The organism is Pseudomonas laurentiana (genome assembly GCF_014648275.1).
Taxonomy (GTDB): Bacteria; Pseudomonadota; Gammaproteobacteria; order Pseudomonadales; family Pseudomonadaceae; genus Aquipseudomonas; species Aquipseudomonas laurentiana.
In genome coordinates, this window is record NZ_BMQU01000007.1 from 56919 (window position 1) to 77139 (window position 20221).

18 protein-coding genes and 1 pseudogene are annotated in these 20221 nt (G+C 61.1%); 8 read left to right on the top strand and 11 right to left on the bottom strand.

Annotated elements, in window-relative coordinates:
- Position 1: 1 nt before the first annotated feature.
- The 6 genes and pseudogenes from aroB to pilM form a co-directional block, all read right to left on the bottom strand.
- Positions 2-1099: a 3-dehydroquinate synthase gene (aroB, locus tag IE038_RS09065; RefSeq protein ID WP_189395490.1), complete on the bottom strand. Its 1098-nt coding sequence runs from the start codon at positions 1097-1099 to the stop codon at positions 2-4.
- Positions 1100-1193: 94 nt separating this feature from the next.
- Positions 1194-1712, bottom strand: a complete 519-nt coding sequence (gene aroK, locus IE038_RS09070) for a shikimate kinase AroK (RefSeq protein ID WP_065758209.1) — start codon at positions 1710-1712, stop codon at positions 1194-1196.
- Between the two features lie 4 nt (positions 1713-1716).
- Positions 1717-2895, bottom strand: a pseudogene (locus IE038_RS09075) (type IV pilus secretin PilQ); the annotation flags it as partial.
- Between the two features lie 99 nt (positions 2896-2994).
- Positions 2995-3939 carry a pilus assembly protein PilP gene (locus IE038_RS09080; protein WP_189395492.1) on the bottom strand — a complete coding sequence of 315 codons (945 nt, stop codon included), beginning with the start codon at positions 3937-3939 and terminating at the stop codon, positions 2995-2997.
- Positions 3936-4478: a PilN domain-containing protein gene (locus IE038_RS09085; protein WP_189395493.1), complete on the bottom strand. Its 543-nt coding sequence runs from the start codon at positions 4476-4478 to the stop codon at positions 3936-3938. The genes IE038_RS09080 and IE038_RS09085 overlap by 4 nt, the downstream gene beginning before the upstream one ends.
- Positions 4478-5395, bottom strand: a complete 918-nt coding sequence (pilM, locus tag IE038_RS09090) for a type IV pilus biogenesis protein PilM (RefSeq protein WP_163937228.1) — start codon at positions 5393-5395, stop codon at positions 4478-4480. Before pilM ends, IE038_RS09085 begins: the two co-directional genes overlap by 1 nt.
- A 186-nt stretch (positions 5396-5581) precedes the next feature.
- Between pilM and IE038_RS09095 the strand changes: the two genes are divergently transcribed.
- Complete coding sequence (locus IE038_RS09095; RefSeq protein WP_189395539.1) at positions 5582-8008, top strand: penicillin-binding protein 1A; 2427 nt, start codon at positions 5582-5584, stop codon at positions 8006-8008.
- A gap of 212 nt (positions 8009-8220) precedes the next feature.
- Here the strand turns inward: IE038_RS09095 and IE038_RS09100 are convergent, their stop codons facing one another.
- The 3 genes from IE038_RS09100 to rpmE all read right to left on the bottom strand — a co-directional run bounded on the left by IE038_RS09100 (position 8221) and on the right by rpmE (position 10710).
- Positions 8221-9489, bottom strand: a complete 1269-nt coding sequence (locus tag IE038_RS09100) for a malic enzyme-like NAD(P)-binding protein (protein ID WP_163937221.1) — start codon at positions 9487-9489, stop codon at positions 8221-8223.
- 181 nt (positions 9490-9670) lie between these two features.
- Positions 9671-10471, bottom strand: a complete 801-nt coding sequence (locus IE038_RS09105) for a thermonuclease family protein (RefSeq protein WP_163937218.1) — start codon at positions 10469-10471, stop codon at positions 9671-9673.
- Between the two features lie 23 nt (positions 10472-10494).
- Positions 10495-10710, bottom strand: a complete 216-nt coding sequence (gene rpmE, locus IE038_RS09110) for a 50S ribosomal protein L31 (RefSeq protein WP_065758202.1) — start codon at positions 10708-10710, stop codon at positions 10495-10497.
- A 167-nt stretch (positions 10711-10877) separates the two neighbouring features.
- On the opposite strand from rpmE, the gene IE038_RS09115 reads away from it, so the two are divergent.
- From IE038_RS09115 to IE038_RS09125, 3 genes are all read left to right on the top strand, one after another.
- Complete coding sequence (locus IE038_RS09115) at positions 10878-13097, top strand: primosomal protein N' (RefSeq protein WP_163937215.1); 2220 nt, start codon at positions 10878-10880, stop codon at positions 13095-13097.
- Positions 13098-13263: 166 nt separating this feature from the next.
- Positions 13264-15000 (top strand): arginine--tRNA ligase, encoded by a 1737-nt coding sequence (gene argS / locus IE038_RS09120; RefSeq protein WP_189395494.1) that lies wholly within the window; start codon positions 13264-13266, stop codon positions 14998-15000.
- Between the two features lies 1 nt (position 15001).
- Complete coding sequence (locus tag IE038_RS09125) at positions 15002-15694, top strand: SPOR domain-containing protein (RefSeq protein ID WP_163937211.1); 693 nt, start codon at positions 15002-15004, stop codon at positions 15692-15694.
- 19 nt (positions 15695-15713) lie between these two features.
- On the opposite strand, the gene IE038_RS09130 is transcribed toward IE038_RS09125, so the two are convergent.
- On the bottom strand, positions 15714-16133 hold the full coding sequence (locus IE038_RS09130; RefSeq protein WP_189395495.1) for an NINE protein: 420 nt from the start codon (positions 16131-16133) through the stop codon (positions 15714-15716).
- 155 nt (positions 16134-16288) lie between these two features.
- On the opposite strand from IE038_RS09130, the gene IE038_RS09135 reads away from it, so the two are divergent.
- Entirely contained in the window at positions 16289-16912 is a 624-nt protein-coding gene (locus tag IE038_RS09135; RefSeq protein ID WP_163937208.1) for a C40 family peptidase, read from the top strand.
- On the opposite strand, the gene IE038_RS09140 is transcribed toward IE038_RS09135, so the two are convergent.
- Positions 16909-17943, bottom strand: coding sequence for a type IV pilus twitching motility protein PilT (locus IE038_RS09140; protein ID WP_189395496.1), 1035 nt, complete (start codon positions 17941-17943; stop codon positions 16909-16911). The genes IE038_RS09135 and IE038_RS09140 overlap by 4 nt on opposite strands.
- A 65-nt stretch (positions 17944-18008) precedes the next feature.
- Here IE038_RS09140 and IE038_RS09145 point away from each other — a divergent pair, with 65 nt between their 5' ends.
- The 3 genes from IE038_RS09145 to IE038_RS09155 are packed head-to-tail and all read left to right on the top strand — an operon-like array spanning position 18009 to position 20150.
- Complete coding sequence (locus IE038_RS09145) at positions 18009-18695, top strand: YggS family pyridoxal phosphate-dependent enzyme (protein ID WP_163937206.1); 687 nt, start codon at positions 18009-18011, stop codon at positions 18693-18695.
- A gap of 35 nt (positions 18696-18730) precedes the next feature.
- Positions 18731-19549: a pyrroline-5-carboxylate reductase gene (gene proC / locus IE038_RS09150; RefSeq protein WP_189395497.1), complete on the top strand. Its 819-nt coding sequence runs from the start codon at positions 18731-18733 to the stop codon at positions 19547-19549.
- Positions 19550-19559: 10 nt separating this feature from the next.
- The gene (locus IE038_RS09155) at positions 19560-20150 is read left to right on the top strand and encodes a YggT family protein (protein ID WP_163937203.1); all 591 of its coding nucleotides are present in this window, start codon (positions 19560-19562) and stop codon (positions 20148-20150) included.
- Positions 20151-20221 lie beyond the last annotated feature (71 nt).

The window sequence follows — 20221 nt, forward strand, 5'->3', positions numbered from 1 at the left end:
CTCAAAGCTGGGCCACGATCGCGCGGTAATCCGCTTCCAGCGTGGCCTGAAGAATCTCTCTTGGATAGTCGTCGGTAACCACGGCCTCACCCAACTGGCGTAACAGCACCAGCCGCAGGCGACCGTCGAGTACCTTTTTGTCGACCGCCATATGCTCCATGAAATGCGCCGGGGTCATTTCCTGTGGAGGCACCACCGGCAGGCCTGCGCATTGAAACAGGCGGATGGCCCGATCTCGGGCCTGCTGACTGATCCAGCCCAGACGCATGGACATTTCCAGCGCCATGACTGTGCCAGCGGCAACGGCTTCACCGTGCAACCAAACACCATAGCCCATGTGGGTCTCGATCGCATGACCGAAGGTATGCCCCAGGTTGAGCGTGGCACGCACGCCAGACTCACGCTCATCAGCGCCGACCACCGCGGCCTTGGCCGCACAGGATCGCTGAATGGCAACGGTCAGCGCGGCTTGATCAAGCCTGCGCAGGGCATCGACATTCGCTTCCAGCCAGCCCAGGAACGGCTCATCGCAGATCAGGCCGTACTTGATCACTTCAGCCAGGCCCGCCGACAGTTCGCGGGCCGGCAGGGTATTCAGGCTGGTGGTATCGATCAGCACCGCATTGGGCTGATAGAACGCGCCGACCATATTCTTGCCCAGCGGATGGTTGATGCCGGTCTTGCCACCTACCGAGGAGTCGACCTGTGACAGGAGCGTGGTCGGGACCTGGATGAAATCCACGCCACGCTGGTAGCACGCTGCCGCAAAACCAGCCATATCGCCGATCACACCGCCGCCAAGGGCGATAACAGTAGTCCGACGATCATGACGCGCAGTCAGCAGCGCATCGAAAATCAACTGAAGGGTTTCCCAGTTCTTGAAGGCTTCGCCATCCGGCAACACCACGGGCAGCACTGAAAAAGCCCCCAGTGTGCGGGTCAGGCGCTCCAGGTAAAGGGGGGCAACGGTCTCGTTGGAAACGATGGCAACCTGCCGGCCCGCTATATGCGGCGCCAGCAACTCGGGCTGATCCAGCAAGCCCTCACCAATGTAGATCGGATAGCTACGTTCACCCAACTCGACCTTAAGTGTCTGCATGTTTCCCCACAATGAACTAGGGCGCGGGAGCAATAGCGCGGCCCGCGCAGTAACGAGGTGCCCTGTCACGGCATGACTGGCCGCCGAGGATAGCCTAACGGGGCGGCAACTTCTCCAGGCGCTCGAGAATATCCAGCACCACCATACGCGGCGGACGTTCGTCGGTTTCCACGACCAGGTCGGCGATCTCTCGGTAGAGCGGATCACGCAGCTCCAGCAAGGCACGCAAGGTCGCAGCAGGGTCGGCGGTACGCAGCAACGGTCGATTGCGGTCACGCGCGGTGCGCCCGACTTGCTGCTCAACCGAGGCATGCAGGTAAACCACTCGCCCACCGGCATGCAAGGCCCGGCGATTGGCTTCGCGCATCACGGCGCCACCGCCGGTCGCAAGCACCACGCCATCGGCCTCGCACAGCTCGGCGATCATCGCCTGCTCACGATCACGAAAACCCGGCTCGCCTTCCTTGTCGAAGATCCATGGGATATTGGCGCCCGTACGCAGCTCGATTTCCTTATCGGAATCCTTGAACGGCAGACGCAGCTCTTTGGCAAGCAGACGGCCGATGGTGCTTTTGCCAGCACCCATCGGCCCAACAAGTATCAAATTTCGCACAGAATCAACGACTCACAGCAATCGCCTGGTCACCCATGATACGCGGAGTCAGGAAGACCAGCAGCTCAGATTTTTTTTCTTGTACGACATCGCGCTTAAACAGCCGCCCAACATACGGCACATCGCCCCAAAATGGCACCTTATCAACCACTTTACTTTGCACCGTCGAGTACACCCCGCCAATCACGATGGTCTCCCCATCACCCACCTGAACCTTGGCATTGACCTCATTCTTCCGTATCGGCGGCACCTGAGCCTGGGCATTGAGGTAATCAGGCTCATCCTTGGTCACCTTGACAACCATCACCACACGGTTATCTGCCATGATCTGCGGTGTCACTTCAAGTGACAGAGAAGCCTCGCGAAAGGTTATCGAAGTGGTGCCATTGGCGCCCGACTCCTGATAAGGCACCTCGGTCCCTTTGAGGATCCGGGCGGTCTCTCGGTCAGCGGTCACCACCTTGGGCTGCGAGATGATTTCCCCATTACCGGATTTTTCCATCGCACTCAGCTCAAGATCGAGCAACTGGCTGTCACGAACCAACCCCAAGCCAATGCCCGAACTCGCCCGTTCCACCCCAAGATCAACAAACGGTCGCCCGGCTTCACCTGGTCCATAGAGCCCCAGACCACCGCCCACGCCCACCTTGCCACCCCAACGAATGCCGAAACTCTTTTCGTAATCGACATTGGCTTCAACAATCCTCGCCTCGATCAGCACCTGACGCACCGGCACATCCAATTGCGCGACAAGCTGGCGCAACGCATCGAGACGCGCCGAGGTCTGGCGGGCGAGAATGGTATTGGTACGCTCATCAATCACAAGAGAACCGTGCTCGGCACCTGCTGAATCGCTTTTGAACAAGCCCTGGTAAAGCTCAGCGATATCTGCAGCCTTGGCATGGGTCACCTGCAACAACTCACGCTGCAACGTTGCCAGCCCCGCCAGCTCTTCCAATGGAGCCACCATAAGCACATTGCCATCCAGATGCCTGCCGAGCCCCTTGCTGCGCAGCACCAGATCCAACGCATGATCCCAGGGTACATTCTGCAAGCGCAGGGTGACATTGCCCTGCACTGCGTCGCTGGCCACCAGATTCAGCTCGGTGAACTCGGCCAGCACCTGCAGCACCGAGCGCACCTCGACATCCTGAAAGTTCAACGACAATGGCTCACCAACATAAGGCCCCGTCGATACCGCCGCATGCAGATCCTTGCTCGCCAAAAACGAACACAACACCCCGAACACCCAACACCGCTTGCTCATCCATGACCTCCAGCGTCAACGACCGTCGCGACGGTCCGCCTGTTTCAACACCAGGGCGCGAGGCCGCTCAACCCACCCCCTACCCTCGATAAAAATCTGCTCGACGAGCTCGATCTGATGCTCGCTGATGGCCACGACGCGTCCATGGTCAGACCCCAAGCGATCCCCCAGTTGTATCCGATGCACCGAACCCGCAGCGCTGAGCAAAGCCACACGCCCCTGCCGACCGTACAGACTGCCGACCATCTCAAACTGCTCAAGTGCAAGCCGCTCAAGCAGCGCGCGTGACTCAGGCGGCTCAACCGCGACAAACGGGTCGTGTGACAGTGATGCTGAAACCTCACCAGACACAGGCAGCGCGCTGAGCTCAAGCGCTTGAGACAGGTCGCCCGTACGGTAGGTGCTGGCAAGCAGACGCACCTGCAACTGACCGGGCGCCTTCCCCTCGGCAGGTACCAATTGCAGCGACGTCAACGTGACAATCCGTGAAAGCCCAGCCAGGCCGGCGAACAACGCCTTCAGTTGTGGATAAGCACCCGTGGCATCCAATTGCAGCGGCTGCTCGATAAAGTAGGGATGAGGGACTTCTTCCAACAGCCTGAACTGCTCGACAAGAACCCCCTCACCCAACCGAGAGATATCCTCCAGCAACCGAGCAACTCCATCGCCTTGCTGCAGCCGCCGTCCGGCAGTATCAAGACGGCGCTGCAAGGCATCGATCTGGCGGTGGTACCCCTCCGAAAGCGCTGCCTGCGCTGACTTCTCGACAATTTCGAGCTTGAGCGCAGCCTCTCGCCCTACCGAGAGCTCCAACTGCAGCAGCCCGTCACGCACCTGAAAGCCGTAGCCAAGCCCCGCCACGGCGGCGAGGGCTGCAACCAGCAACGCCGTCTTCGCCCGCCAGGACCAACCGCCCAATACCCCCCACTCCAGACCGACAAACATGGCCAGGCGGCTCATGGGCCAGAAGCCGAATCAGATAACTGGACACCCACCCGCAGTTGGAAGGCCACGCCCGCCCCACTCGCCGTTACATCCTGCAGTTCAGACCCATGCAAACCCGGCACTGCTTCGAGATTTCGGAGTAACCGGGCTACCGTTGCACTTGAAGGGGCCAGGCCAGAGGCGTTCAACCGCGCGGCCTCAAACGTCAACCCGGTAAGCTGCACGCCGTGCGGCAAAGCATGAATCAAACGCTCAAACACGTCGAATCCCTGCCCGTCCTGTAACGCTTCGACGCCCTGCAGTTGCGCCAGCAAAGCATCCCGTTGTCCGGCTAAATCGGACAGACGGACGATCAGTTCATCAAGCTGCTCACTGTCGTGCTGCAATCCCGCGTTGCGCGCCTCCTGCCCACTCAGCCGGTGCTTGACCGCACGGTCCACCAGCAAGACGCCTACACCGCCCAGCAATAGCATCGCCAGCAGCATGGCCCGCATTTGCTGGCCTCGAGCCAGACGCCTTGCTTCTCGCCACGGCAGCAGGTTGACCCACCGCATCAGTCAACCCCCCTGCACGCCAGACCGCAGGCAATTGCCAGGCTCGGTGCAACCGCACGCAATGCACCATCCTGCGCACCGACCATACCGTCAAAGGGATCAAGCACAGCGCAGGCGACACCCAGCCTTGGCTGCAACTGTTCGGCGAGCAACGCACTGGCACCGGCCCCTGCCAGCAACAACCGCTCCGGCATTGGCCCGCGGGTACGCTCCAGGTCACTTAACAACCAATGATCAAGCGCACGAACAATGGACGCTGGCTGCACGACCGCATCCCCGCCCTGCAACTCGTCGCGACGGCTCTCACCCGTCTCATGCAAGCGGTGAAAGACCAAGTGGTCCACCTCAACCATCAGCACCGCCGAAGCCGCACCTGATGCCCGACAGGCAACCCGCTGCAAGACATGGCTGTCGATATCGACGATCTGTGGACGCAAGCCGGCCAAGGCCAGAACATCCTCAATCATCTCCACCATGCTCCAGCGGCAAACCGCCACCGCCACCGTGAGCAGCCCCGGCGCCTGCGCACTGGCACCCATGACCTGAAAGTCCACCGCCGCGTCATCAAGGGGATACGGGACAACACCCGCTAACTCGTCGGACAAACGGTCAGCGATTTCATCGTCGCCAAGCCCGCGTGGCATCGTCACCTCACAGCACATGACCGCCGACGCCGGCAGCGCCAAAGCAGCATCAACGGCTGTAGCCCCGCTGCGCTTGAACGCCTGAGTCAATGCCGCGGCGAGCGAGTCAGGCGCCACCATGCGCCCATCAACCACGGCGCCTTGAGCCAGCGGCTCAATGGCCCAGGCACGTACCCCTTCGCCACGACCCGCCAGTTGAACCAGGCGTACGGCAGTGGACGTGATTTCAATGCCCAAAAGTGAACCGGCATCCTTGCCGAAGCGTCCAAACATTGGCTTTCCCTATTTTTGAAAGTGGCCGTTCGCCGCGCACAGCCTGTGCCAGCGGCAACCGAACACCTTGACAACTGCACGCGTAACGCGCAGCAGTGAAAATTGCTTATAATGCCCAGCGTTTTTTTTGACGTCCGCTGGGCCTGTGCTCAACTCACTCCTCTATCTGGACACCCCAAAGCCTTGATACGCCTGCTGAAGTTCTTCTGGTGGTCTTTCGTCGCAGTCATTTGTGCGCTCGTACTCGGTCTGAGCGGCGCCTTTCTGTATCTTAGCCCCAGCTTGCCCTCGGTAGAGGCCCTCAGAAGCATCCAGTTGCAGATCCCCCTGCGGGTCTACAGCAGTGACGGCAAGCTGATCGCCGAGTTTGGCGAAATGCGCCGCTCACCCATCCGTTTTGCCGACATTCCGCCACATTTCATCCAGGCATTGCTGGCCGCCGAAGATGACAACTTCGCCAATCACTATGGGGTCGACCCCAGTAGCCTGATGCGTGCTGCAACACAATTGGTCAAGTCGGGCCACATCCAGAGTGGCGGCAGCACCATCACCATGCAGGTGGCGAAGAACTTCTTCCTGAGCAGCGAACGCAGCTTCTCGCGCAAGACCAACGAGATTCTCCTGGCCCTGCAGATCGAGCGCGAACTGACCAAGGATGAAATCCTCGAGCTGTACGTGAACAAGATCTACCTGGGCAACCGCGCCTACGGCATTGAAGCCGCGGCCCAGGTCTACTACGGCAAGTCGATTCGCGATGTCAGCCTGGCGCAAATGGCGATGATCGCCGGCCTGCCCAAGGCACCATCACGCTTCAACCCGCTGGCCAACCCGGTTCGCGCCAAAGAACGCCGCGACTGGATCCTCGGCCGCATGTACAAGCTTGGCAAAATCGACGAAGCCAGCTATCTGAGCGCCTTGGCTGAACCGATCAACGCCAGCTACCACGTACCGACCCCGGAAGTGAACGCTCCCTACATCGCCGAGATGGCCCGTGCCGAGATGGTCGGCCGCTATGGCAGCGACGCCTACACTGAAGGCTTCCGCGTGACGGTCACCGTCCCTAGCGACCTCCAGGAAATGGCCAACGACGCCGTACTCGAAGGCCTGCTCGCCTACGATCAGCGTCACGGCTACCGCGGGCCGGAATCGCGCCTGCCTGGCAAAACCCGTGCGGCCTGGCTGCAGGAACTGACCAAGCAACGGCCGCTGGGCGGCCTGGAACCGGCCATCGTGACCAAGGTCGACAAGAGCGGCCTGCATGTCCTGACCCGCACTGGCGAAGAGCTGCCGGTTGCCTGGGACAGCATGAAATGGGCCCGCCCCTTCCTCAACACCAACAGTCAGGGCCGCAGCCCGCAGCAGCCAGCGGATGTTGCCCAGATCGGCGACCTGATCCGGGTACAGCGCCTGAACAGCGGCACCCTGAAGTTCAGCCAGGTACCAACGGCGCAGAGCGCACTGGTCTCGCTGGACCCGCACAGCGGTGCCATCCGTGCGCTGGTCGGCGGCTTCTCCTTCGAGCAGAGCAACTACAACCGCGCCATGCAGGCCAAGCGTCAACCAGGCTCAAGCTTCAAGCCGTTCATCTACAGTGCCGCACTGGATAACGGCTACACCGCCGCCAGCCTGGTCAACGATGCCCCGATCGTGTTTGTCGACGAGTACCTGGACAAGGTCTGGCGCCCGAAGAACGACACCAACACCTTCCTTGGCCCGATCCGCTTGCGTGAAGCGTTGTACAAGTCGCGCAACATGGTTTCGATCCGATTGCTGCAAAGCCTGGGAGTCGACCCTACGATCGACTACATCACCAAGTTCGGTTTCAACAAACAGGACCTGCCGCGCAACCTGTCGCTGGCCCTGGGCACCGCGACCCTGACCCCGATGGAGATCGCCACCGGCTGGAGCACCTTTGCCAACGGCGGCTACAAAGTCTCGCCGTACCTGATCGAGCGCATCGAGAGCCGTAACGGCGAAACACTGTTCACCGCCAACCCGGCGCGCGTGCCGCAGGGCGCTGAAGACCAGAACGGCATTGCTGCGCCGGAGCCGGGGCCAATCAGCGTCGATACCTCCAACCCGACGGCTGTGGCGCAAGCCCCCGTGATCGCACCGCGTGTAATCGATGGCCGCACCGCGTACATCCTTACCAGCATGCTGGAAGACGTGATCAAGCGTGGCACCGGCCGCCGGGCGATGGTTCTGGGGCGAACCGACCTCGCTGGCAAGACCGGGACCACCAACGAAGCCAAGGATGCATGGTTCTCTGGCTACAACGCTGACTACACCACCACGGTGTGGACCGGCTTCGACCAGCCAGAGACCCTCGGCCATCGCGAGTATGGTGGCACGGTAGCCCTGCCGATCTGGATCAACTTCATGGGCGCAGCACTGAAGGACAAACCGGCCCATACCCTGGCAGAGCCGGAGGGTATCCTCAGCCTGCGGATTGACCCGGCCAGTGGCCGTGCGGCGACACCTAGCACGCCAAACGCCTACTTTGAGCTGTTCAAGGCTGAAGACTCACCACCATCAGTCAACGAACTGGGCAACAGCAACCTGCCGGGCAGCCCGCTGCCCGCAGATGAAGCCGCTCCGATCGACCTGTTCTGACCCTGTCGACAGCGTGCTCCTGCGATGCAGGAGCACGGCTCTTGCTGGCGATGGTGTCATCAGTGGGGTGTCAGCCAGATCGCGGCGCCTGCATTGCAGGCAAGGCCCCCACAGGAATCCGTGCGCACTGGCTGATGTCTAAGGCATTCGCATACAAAAAAGCCCCGACGCTCACGCGCCGGGGCTTTTTTTTGCTGGAGCGCTACAACGGCTTAGCCGTTGAAGACGTCATCCACGCTTTTCAGCGGGTAGTTCTTCGGATACGGCAGGGTTGCCACACCGGTCTCGATCGCAGCCTTGGCCACAGCATCGGAGATAACGGTGATCAGGCGAGCATCCATTGGCTTCGGAATGATGTACTCACGGCCGAACTCCAGCGAGATACCGCCGTAGGCGTCGCACACTTCCTTCGGCACTGGCAGCTTGGCCAGCTCGCGCAGGGCGTTTGCAGCAGCGATCTTCATCTCTTCGTTGATGCGCTTGGCGCGAACGTCCAGAGCGCCACGGAAGATGAATGGGAAGCCCAGAACGTTGTTGACCTGGTTCGGGTAGTCCGAACGGCCGGTGGCCATGATCACATCGTTACGAGTGGCGTGAGCCAGCTCTGGCGAGATCTCTGGATCAGGGTTGGAGCAGGCGAACACGATCGGGTTGGCTGCCATGCGCTTGAGGTCTTCAGCGCTCAGCAGGTTCGGGCCAGACAGGCCGACGAACACGTCAGCGCCTTCCAACGCTTCGGACAGGGTGCGCTTCTCGGTAGCGTGAGCGAACACCGCCTTGTACTGGTTCAGGTCGTCACGGCCAGCGTGGATAACGCCAGTACGGTCAACCATGAAGATGTTTTCGATCTGCGCACCCATGCTCACCAGCAGCTTCATGCAGGAGATGGCAGCAGCACCGGCGCCCAGGCAGACGATTTTCGCCTCGCCCAAGGTTTTGCCAGCGATTTCCAGGGCGTTGATCATGCCGGCAGCGGTCACGATCGCGGTGCCGTGCTGGTCATCGTGGAATACCGGGATGTCGCACTGCTCGATCAGAGCACGTTCGATCTCAAAGCACTCGGGTGCCTTGATGTCTTCCAGGTTGATACCACCGAAGGTGATGGAGATACGCTTGACGGTGTCGATGAATGCCTGTGGGCTTTCCGAGTCGACTTCGATGTCGAACACATCGATACCGGCGAAACGTTTGAACAGAACACCCTTGCCTTCCATGACAGGCTTGGAAGCCAGAGGGCCCAGGTTACCCAGGCCGAGGATGGCAGTACCGTCGGAAATGACTGCTACCAGATTGCCCTTGCCGGTGTACTTGTAGGCCAGCTCTGGATCGCGAGCGATTTCACGTACCGGCTCGGCGACGCCCGGGCTGTAGGCCAGGGCCAGGTCGCGAGCAGTCGCGGTAGGCTTGGTGAGCTCGACGCTCAGTTTCCCCGGACGAGGCTGAGCATGGTATTCGAGAGCGGCAGTTTTCAAATCTGACATGATGGGCATTCCGCTTTTACTGTTCTGACGAGCCGCCGAGGATACGCAAAGAGCAAGGGGCCGACAAGACTGCCCGGTCACTAGTGTCAAGGCCTTTAACCTACGACTTTCCGCCAAGAGCCGCGTCCTGCAAGGCTTTCAGTGTGTACAATTTATTTTAAAAATGTCCACAATTCTTTGCTTAATCAACCCGTTCGAGCATGCTCGGGTCGGTCAGCGGCAGCAACCAACGCGCCTGCCCCGACTTCAGAGCGCCTTTGCGGGAACGGTCCAGCACCCAACCCCGCGCTTCCACTTGCCGCCCCTTGAGACCCTCAAAAAAGGACGACGGGAAGTCGTTCTGCAAGCGCGAGCTGACCTGAAGCACCAATCCTTCGTCGATTTCGATCCAGATGCCCCCACGGTTACGCTCGACGGCCTGAACACGGCCAGTGATCAGCGCAAAGCCTGACTGCTCGATGTGCCCGGCAGTACGCACTGCAGGCATACGCCAAAGCCCCAGCCGTGCTTGGCGAGCCACCCGCTCAGCGTCCTGCTGGCACGTCACCAGCGCAACGTTAGGCGCCACCGCCACGCGATAGCCGAGGCCTTCAGCCAACAACTGCGCCTCAATATTGTCGCCATTGCGTGAATAGATATGTGCAAGTGTACGTCCGTACTTGTCGCGATCTTGCACACCCAGCTGTAGGCCAACACGCCCGTCGCTGGCCTTGACCAATGCCTGCAGGCGTTGCCGGGCCGCTTCGGCAAACGGCTCGCTGCTGCGGCCCTTGCGACCGATTTCGGGGGCATTTACCCCGATCAGACGCACGCTGCGCCCATCATCCAGACGCACGGTATCGCCATCGACCACCTGCGTGACGCTTACCGACTGCAGACCAGCCGGTGCAGGACAGAATGCCAGGGCGACACCCTGCCAAATCGCGCCCATAAAAAAGGCGCCCACAAGGGACGCCTTCTTCAGCAGCATGGACAGGCCCATAGAGGCTAGTCTTGTGCGCAATCTTACTTCTTGGCACCGAACATGCCGAAGCGATCGGCGAACTTCTGTACGCGGCCGCCGGTGTCCAGTACTTTTTGCTTACCGGTGTAGAACGGGTGGCACAGCGAGCACACGTCGAGGCTCAGTGGCTTGCACAGAGTCGAACGGGTTTCGATGACAGCACCGCAGCTGCAGGTGGCAGTAACGGCTTCGTATGTTGGATGAATTTCTGGCTTCATGGTCACTTCCTCGACTGCGTGCCGCCATCCAACACCATTGTTGAATACCGCACGTAATTAGGCGGCGAATAATACCAGAGCCTACGGTCGACGCAAGTTGTCGCTTGCACCGACGGTCGTCTGATAGGCTCGACGGTTCAGGAATCACCCTTCAGAGAAATTACCGCGTGTCCGACGTCATTCTGCGCCTTGCTCTGCCCTCGCCCCTGCGGCGGCTGTTCGACTACAGGGCCCCAGCGAGCATGACCCGCATCGAATTGACACCCGGCATGCGTATTCGGGTGCCATTCGGCCGACGCGAAATGATCGGCATCCTGGTGGAGGTCTGCGACCACAGCGACGTCCCAGCCGATAAACTCAAGCCTGCGATCGCGCTGCTTGACCCGGTTTCTCCCCTGCCGCCAGCCTTCTTCAAGCTGTGCGTGTGGACAGCGCAGTACTACCAGCACAGCCTGGGCGACACCTTTAGCTGGGCTCTGCCAGTGTTTCTACGCCAAGGTGAACCGGCCGAAGCACGACAGGAGCGCTTCTGGCAGATTGCACCCGGCGCACGCCTGGACGACCCGCGCATTGCCCGGGCACCACGCCAGCGTGAAGCACTCTCGACCCTGGCCCAGCACCCACATGGCGTCGCCCACGGCCTGCTCGGCAAGCTGGGCCTGAACAAAGACAGCCTCGATCTGCTGCTGAGCAAAGCCCTGGTACAGGTTGAAGTGCGACGTCATGCCCCGCAACAACGCCATGAACATTGGCTGGCACAACCGGAGCTACCGCTGAACGAGGAGCAGCACGCGGCCTTCAATGCGGTGCGGGCCGGTTTCGACAGTTTCCACGCCTTCCTGCTCGCCGGGGTCACCGGCAGCGGCAAGACCGAGGTTTACCTGCAACTGATCCGTGAAACCCTGGAAGCCGGCAAGCAGGCACTGATCCTGATCCCCGAGATCAACCTTGGCCCGCAGACCCTGGCCCGCTTCGAGCAGCGCTTCAATGCCCGAATCGCCTTATTGCATTCGGCGGTCAACGATCGCGAACGCCTGGATGCCTGGCTGGCAGCCCGCGACGGCGAGGCTGACATCATCATCGGCACCCGTTCAGCCCTGTTCACGCCCATGAAAACCCCAGGGCTGATCATCATTGATGAAGAGCACGACGGCTCCTATAAACAGCAAGAAGGCCTGCGTTACCACGCACGCGACCTGGCCTTGGTGCGCGCTCGCCAGGAAAACATCCCGATCGTGCTGGGCTCGGCCACGCCTTCCCTGGAAAGCCTGCACAATGCCTACACGGGCCGCTATGGCCTGCTGCGCCTGAACCACCGCGCCGGGGGTGCCCAGGCACCGCGATTCCTGCGCCTGGATGTCAAGAGTCGCCCACTGGACAGCGGCATCAGCGGCCCAATGCAACAAGCCATTGGCCAGACACTCGCCGCTGGCCAGCAGGTGCTGGTGTTCCTCAACCGCCGAGGCTTCGCCCCGACATTGCTTTGCCATGATTGCGGCTGGATGTCCGAATGCCCGCGTTGCGATGCTCGAATGACCGTCCATCAGCGCTCCGGCGAGTTGCGTTGTCACCATTGCGGCTATGACGAGCGCATGCCGCGCCAATGCCCGCAATGCAATAAAGTCGACCTGCGCCCGGTCGGCGCCGGCACCGAACGCGCTGAAGAACGCCTGAGCATCCTGTTCCCGGACTACCCGGTGCTACGGGTCGACCGCGACAGCACCTCACGCAAGGATGCGATGAACCAGTTGTTCGCCACCATCCAGCGCGGTCAGCCGTGCATTCTGGTCGGCACTCAAATGTTGGCCAAGGGTCACCACTTCCCCCGCGTCACGCTAGTGGCCATTCTCGATGCCGATGGCGGACTGTTTTCCGGCGACTTCCGCGCCAGCGAGCGCATGGCGCAACTGATCGTTCAGGTAGCGGGTCGCGCCGGGCGCGCGGAAGAGCCCGGCAGAGTGATCATCCAGACCCACCTGGCCGACCATCCGCTATTGGTCCAACTGACCGAACAAGGCTACTTCGCCTTTGCCGAACAGGCCTTGAGCGAGCGCCGTGCCGCCGGCCTTCCACCCTTCGCGCACCTTGCCCTGCTCCGCGCCGAAGCGCACAAACCGGGCCAGGCTGAAGGCTTTCTCGATGAAGCCTGCGGTGCCGCCGAACACTTGCTGGCCGAGCACAACCTGCATGGCATCGAACTGCTCGGGCCGGTACCGGCGCCAATGGAGCGCCGGGCCGGCCGTTACCGCGCACAGTTGCTGCTGCAGGCGAACGCTCGTGCGCCGCTGCATCGGCTGATCAATGCCTGGCTGCTATTGTTGGAACACATGCCAAGCGGGCGACAGGTGCGCTGGTCGCTGGATGTGGACCCGGTTGACCTCTATTGATCAATCCGCCCCTTGTGTCGACAAGGCCGGTTTGTAACCACATTGCAGAAGATCAAGCGCAACACGGCCGTCAAAGGTTGGCAAGCTCGCGCCAGCAACGGATAATGTTCAGTTTTTCCACCTGCGCATCCAAGCGCCGCCGCGCTTGCGGTCGAAAGAGAAGCCCATGAAAGACACCATTCGCCAGCTGATCCAGCAAGCCCTCACCCAACTCGTCACCGACGGTGTGCTGCCTGAAGGGCTTACGCCGGCGATCCAGGTGGAAAACGCCCGGGACAAGACCCACGGCGACTTCGCCAGCAATATCGCGATGATGCTGGCCAAACCGGCCGGCATGAAGCCACGCGACCTGGCCGAAAAAATCATTGCGGCCCTGCCCGCCGATGCCCAGGTCAGCAAAGTGGAAATCGCCGGCCCTGGCTTCCTGAACTTCTTCCAGAATACCCAGGCCCTGGCGTCACGCCTCGATGCCGCGCTGGCCGATACCAAACTTGGCGTACAGAAAGCCGGCCCACAACAGAAAGTGGTCGTCGACCTGTCGGCGCCCAACCTGGCCAAGGAAATGCACGTTGGCCACCTGCGCTCGACCATCATCGGCGATGCCGTTGCCCGCGTGCTCGAGTTCCTTGGCGATAACGTGATCCGCCAGAACCACGTCGGCGACTGGGGCACCCAGTTCGGCATGCTGATGGCCTATCTGGAAGAAAACCCGATCACCAGCGACGAGCTGTCGGACCTGGAAAACTTCTACCGTGCCGCGAAAAAGCGCTTCGATGAGTCCGAAGCCTTCGCCGATCACGCCCGCAGCCTGGTGGTCAAGCTGCAAGCCGGTGACGCCCAATGCCTGAAGCTGTGGACCCGCTTCAAGGACATCTCGCTGTCGCACTGCCAGAAGACCTACGAGCTGCTCAACGTCAAACTGACCATGGCCGACGTCATGGGCGAAAGCGCCTACAACGACGACCTGATCAACGTAGTCAACGACCTCAAGGCCAAGGGGCTGCTGGTCGAAAGCAATGGCGCCCAGTGCGTGTTCCTTGAAGAGTACAAGACCGCCGACGGCGACCCACTGCCGGTGATCGTGCAGAAGGCCGACGGTGGCTACCTGTACGCCACCACTGACCTGGCCGCCGTGCGCTACCGCAGCAATGTGCTCAAGGCCGACCGCGCCCTGTATTTCGTTGACCAGCGCCAGGCACTGCACTTCCAGCAAGTGTTTGAAGTAGCCCGCCGCGCCGGCTTCGTCGGCAACGACATGGTCATGGAACACATGGGCTTTGGCACCATGAACGGTGCCGATGGCCGCCCGTTCAAAACCCGCGACGGCGGTACGGTCAAGCTGATCGACCTGCTGACCGAAGCCAAGGAACGCGCCTATACGCTGGTCAAGGAAAAGAACCCGCAACTGGCGGAGGACGAACTGCGCGCCATCGCTCAGGTGGTGGGTATCGACGCCGTGAAATACGCCGACCTGTCCAAGCATCGCACCAGCGACTACAGCTTCAACTTCGACCTGATGCTCAACTTCGAAGGTAACACCGCACCGTACCTGCTGTACGCCTACACCCGTGTGGCGGGCGTGTTCCGCAAGCTGGGCAAGGACTTCAGCGAAGTTGACGGCCATATCACCCTACAAGCTGCGCAGGAGCAAGACCTCGCTGCACGCCTGGCACAGTTCGGCGAAATCCTGAACAACGTCGCGGAGAAAGGCACGCCGCACGTTCTCTGCAGCTACCTGTACGACGTCGCCGGCCTGTTCTCCAGCTTCTATGAGAACTGCCCGATCCTGGCCGCCGAAACCGCCGAGCAGCAACAGAGCCGCCTGCGCCTGGCCGCACTGACCGCTCGCACCCTCAAGCAGGGCCTGGAGTTGCTGGGCCTGGAAACCCTGGAGCGCATGTAAGGTGGCAGCCAAGAAAAAGCCCGCCCCCAAGCGCGGCGCCAGCCGCTATCAGGCGCCAGAGAAAAAGCCGATCCCCGGCTGGCTGTGGCTGGCCGTCGGCCTGACGGTCGGCGCGTTCATTGTTTTTCTGATGAAGCTTGATCCGAGCACCGACGAGGTCAAGCGGAGCAAGCCCGAACAGCAGAAAGCCGAGCGAGCCGCCGAAGCGAACAAGACGCCCCCAAGCCCGCAACAGCCAGTGAAGCCGAAGTACGACTTCTACACCCTGCTGCCCGAGTCGGAAGTCATCGTGCCGCCAGAAGCCGTACCGGAGAAGACGCCGCCGGTACCCGCCCAACCACAGCAGCCAGTCACACCGGCTGAAGCGGCGAAAATCGACACTGCCAGGGCCCAGGCCGCACTGCTGGGGCAGACGCCACCGCCACCACCGGTGGTGAAACCGGCAGCAACCACTCAGTTTTTCCTGCAGGCTGGCTCGTTCCGCAAGCAAGCCGATGCCGACAAGGTCCGTGCGCAGATCATTCTGCTCGGTCAGGCGGTGCAGGTTGAGTCCGGCATGGTCCGCGACGAAACCTGGTACCGCGTACTGGTGGGCCCGTTCAGCAACCGCGAACAACTGACCGTGGCCCAGAAGCAATTGGCCGGCAGCGGCTTCAGCAACCTGCTCCTGCAGCAGCGCCAAAACCGCCAGTAAGCCCCCGCCCGGCAGCGCCTTAGCGCTGCTGGGCGTTTTTCAGCGACACCTGGTCGTTCAGGGTCCAGAAGTCGTACAGCACGCCCACCAGAAACAGCCCACCCGTTACCAGGTAGATCAGGCCGCTGATCCATTTGCCCTGGTACATGCGATGCACGCCGAATACCCCGAGAAACGTCAGCAGAATCCAGGCAATGTTGTAATCCAGCGGCCCGGAGTGAAAGCGCATGTCAGCCTCACGGTCCATCGACGGGATCAAGAACAGGTCGATCAGCCAGCCAATACCAAGCAGCCCCAGGGTAAAGAACCAGATCGTGCCCGTGACCGGCTTGCCATAGTAGAAACGGTGCGCGCCAAGGAAGCCAAAACACCACAGCAGATAGCCGATAACCTTGCTGTGCGTGTCATGGTACGGCGGGCTCTGTTGATAACTGTTCATTCGTAGCCTCAGCGGGTTATGTGAAAATTTTCTAAATAAAAATGTGACTTTTCTGTAGCAAGCCGACGTATGGTGTCGCCGAAATCGACCAGCGGAGCAGAGTAGCGCAAAAAAGCTGTTATAAAGTTGCGCGCTAACCAACAAGAGCCCTGCCTATGCGTCCCCTTTTCAAGACATGGCTGACTATTTGCCTATTATTGCCCCTGGCCGCCCACGCCACCAACCGTGAGCAACGTCTTCCTACTGGCTTCTCTGGCTACACCGCCAATGCCACCGGCGTACACGCCAACAAAGGTTCGGTATCCAAGGTTCACTATGCCAGCCGTAGTGCCACACCGAAAAAACCAACGGCCAACCTGTCGGCCAAGCAGAGCAGCGATGTGCTGAGCCGCGCCGTCAATGCCCTAGGCACGCCCTACCGCTGGGGCGGCAGCAGCCCAAGCAAGGGCTTCGACTGCAGCGGCTTGGTCAAGTACGCCTTCAACGATATCGATGAAGTCGACCTGCCTCGCACCTCCAACGCCATGGCCAGCGGCCACGGCATCAAGGTCGATCAAAAAGACCTGAAGCCGGGTGACCTGCTGTTTTTCAACATCAAGAGCCGCAAGGTGAATCACGTCGCCATTTACCTGGGCAACGACCGTTTCATCCATGCGCCACGCACGGGCAAGCGCGTCAGCATCGACACGCTGAACAAGCCTTACTGGCAGAACCACTATGTGGTCGCAAAACGTGTACTGCCCAAGGACCAGCAACAGCTGAGCCTGGCCAAGCGCTAAAACGCACCGGGCGCACATCCCGCCATCCGGAGCGTACCCGCACTGATGGTACCCCTTGCCAGCAGACCCTGCAGACAACTGTCCAGGGTCTGCATGCCCAGTGCACCACCGGTCTGAATCGCAGACTGGATCTGTACCACCTTCCCCTCCCTGATCAAATTGCGGATCGCCGGCGTCATCAGCATGATTTCGTGTGCGGCCACCCGCCCGCCACCCGGCTTGCGCACCAGCACCTGCGACACAACAGCCTGCAGCGACTCGGCCAGCATCGTGCGCACCAATTGCTTCTCCTCGGCGGCAAACACATCGACGATTCGATCAACGGTCTTCGCTGCTGAACCGGTGTGCAGGGTGGCCAATACCAGATGCCCGGTTTCAGCCGCCGTCAGGGCCAGGCGGATCGTTTCCAGGTCCCTTAGCTCCCCCAGCATCAGTACATCGGGGTCCTGACGCAGTGCTGCACGCAATGCCGCGGCAAAACTGTGACTGTGACGCGGCACTTCGCGCTGACTGATACGGCCACGCACAGGGCTGTGGATAAACTCGATGGGATCTTCAACGGTGAGGATATGCAGGGCGCGCTCGCGGTTCAGGTGATCGATCAAGGCTGCCAAGGTGGTGGACTTTCCCGAGCCGGTCGGACCGGTCACCAACACAAGGCCGCCGCGCAGTTCGGCGATTTGCCGGAAAACCGCACCCAGCCCCAACTCAGCGAGGCCACGCACCGACGAGGGGATCAACCGGAACACCGCCCCCACGCCTTGCAACTGCTCGAAGGCATTGACCCTGAAGCGCCCCACACCCGCCATGGCAAAGGAAAAATCGAGATCCTGAAGGGTTTTGAAATCCTTTTTTTGCTGATCCGTCATGATGTGCGCGATTAACGCCCGCGCCTGATCAGGCTCAAGCGACGGCAAATCCAGCCGCAGCATCTCGCCATCCAGGCGGATCATTGGCACATCACCCGCCGCCAGGTGCAGGTCCGAGGCCCCCGCCTTGGCAGCAAGGGCCAGCAGTTCAGTCACATCCATAAGACTCCCCAAACATCGCCAAGCAGGTAGAATGCCGCAGACCCAAAGAGCCGCTGGCATCGATCATGTCCACCATAGCAGACAACATTTCCACCCTCGCCGAGCGCATCCACCGTGCCGCCGAGACTGCCGGGCGAGATCCGGCCAGCATCAAGCTGCTGGCCGTGAGCAAGACCAAACCTGCCGCCGCCGTGCGCGAAGCATTCGCCGCCGGCCTGCGCGACATGGGCGAGAACTACCTGCAGGAAGCCTTGGGCAAACAGGTCGAATTAACCGACCTGCCCTTGACCTGGCACTTCATCGGCCCCATTCAGTCGAACAAGACGCGCGCAATCGCCGAGCACTTCGACTGGGTACATTCCGTGGATCGCCTGAAAATCGCTCAACGCCTTTCCGAACAACGCCCCGAAACGCTTGAGCCACTGAATATCTGTATTCAGGTCAACGTCAGCGGCGAAGACAGCAAATCCGGCTGTACCCCAGAGGAATTGCCCGCGCTGGCCGCTGCCATCGCGGCGCTGCCACGGCTGCGACTGCGCGGTTTGATGGCAATACCCGAGCCTACCGACGACCGCGCCGCGCAGGACGCAGCCTTTGCCAAGGTACGCGACCTGCAGGCCAGCCTGGCCTTGCCACTCGACACGTTGTCCATGGGCATGAGCCACGACCTGGAATCGGCGATTGCACAGGGCGCGACCTGGGTGCGCATCGGTACCGCACTGTTTGGTGCGCGTGACTACGGCCAACCCTGACCCTGTTTTATTCACTTTTTCGACAAGGACCTGACATGAGCAAGACTCGTATTGCCTTTATCGGTGCGGGCAACATGGCCGCCAGCCTGATCGGCGGCCTGCGCGCACAGGGCCTGGAGGCTGCGCAAATTTGCGCCAGCGACCCTGGTGCCGAACAGCGCGCCAAGATTCACGCCGAACACGGCATCGAGATGTTCGCCGACAACGCCCAGGCCATCGATGGCGCCGACGTAATCGTGCTGGCCGTCAAACCCCAGGCCATGAAAGCCGTTTGCCTGGCCCTGCAACCCAGCCTCCAGCCAAACCAACTGATCGTCTCGATTGCTGCCGGCATCACCTGTGCCAGCATGAACCAGTGGCTGGGTGCCCAGCCGATCGTGCGCTGCATGCCCAACACCCCGGCACTGCTGCGCCAGGGCGTTAGCGGCCTGTTCGCCACCGCCCAGGTCAGTGCCGAACAGCGCCAGCAGGCCGAACAACTGCTCTCGGCCGTTGGCATCGCGCTGTGGCTGGAACAGGAACAACAACTGGACGCGGTCACCGCCGTATCCGGCAGCGGCCCGGCTTACTTCTTCCTGCTGATCGAGGCCATGACCGCAGCCGGCGAGAAGCTTGGCCTGCCACGTGAAACCGCAGCACGCCTGACCCTGCAAACGGCACTGGGCGCCGCGCAAATGGCGGTCAACAGCGATGTAGACGCAGCCGAGCTGCGCCGTCGAGTGACCTCCCCAGCGGGCACTACAGAAGCTGCGATCAAGTCCTTCCAGGCCGATGGATTCGAAGCGCTGGTGGAAAAAGCGCTGGGCGCAGCTGCGCATCGCTCGGCCGAACTGGCCGAACAACTAGGCAATTAAGGAGCCGAAGATGATCGGACTGAACACCGCTGCAATCTACATTCTGCAGACCCTCGGCAGCCTGTTCCTGCTGATCGTGATGCTGCGCTTCATCCTGCAGCTGGTTCGCGCAGACTTCTACAACCCGCTCAGCCAGTTTGCCGTGCGCGCCACCCAGCCGCTGCTCAAGCCATTGCGCCGGATCATCCCAAGCCTGTTCGGCCTGGACATGTCGTCGTTGCTGCTGGCACTGGCGGTGCAACTGCTGCTGATGGGCCTGACCTTGCTGTTGGCCTACGGCACTACCGGCAATCCGGTGCAACTGCTGATCTGGTCGATCATTGGCGTAACCGCGTTGTTCCTGAAGATCTTCTTCTTCGCCCTGATCATCAGCGTGATCCTGTCGTGGGTAGCACCGGGCAGCCACAACCCCGGTGCCGAGCTGGTCAACCAGATCTGCGATCCGTTCCTGGCCCCGTTCCGGCGCCTGCTGCCAAACCTGGGCGGCCTGGATATCTCGCCGATCCTGGCATTCATGGCGCTGAAACTGATCGACATGCTGGTCATCAACAACCTGGCCGCCATGACCGCCATGCCAGAGATCCTGCGCCTGCTGGTCTGATTTCAGGCCTGACAACACCGCGCCTGTAGACGCGGCCTTGCCGACGATGAATTCATACCGCTTCGTCGGCA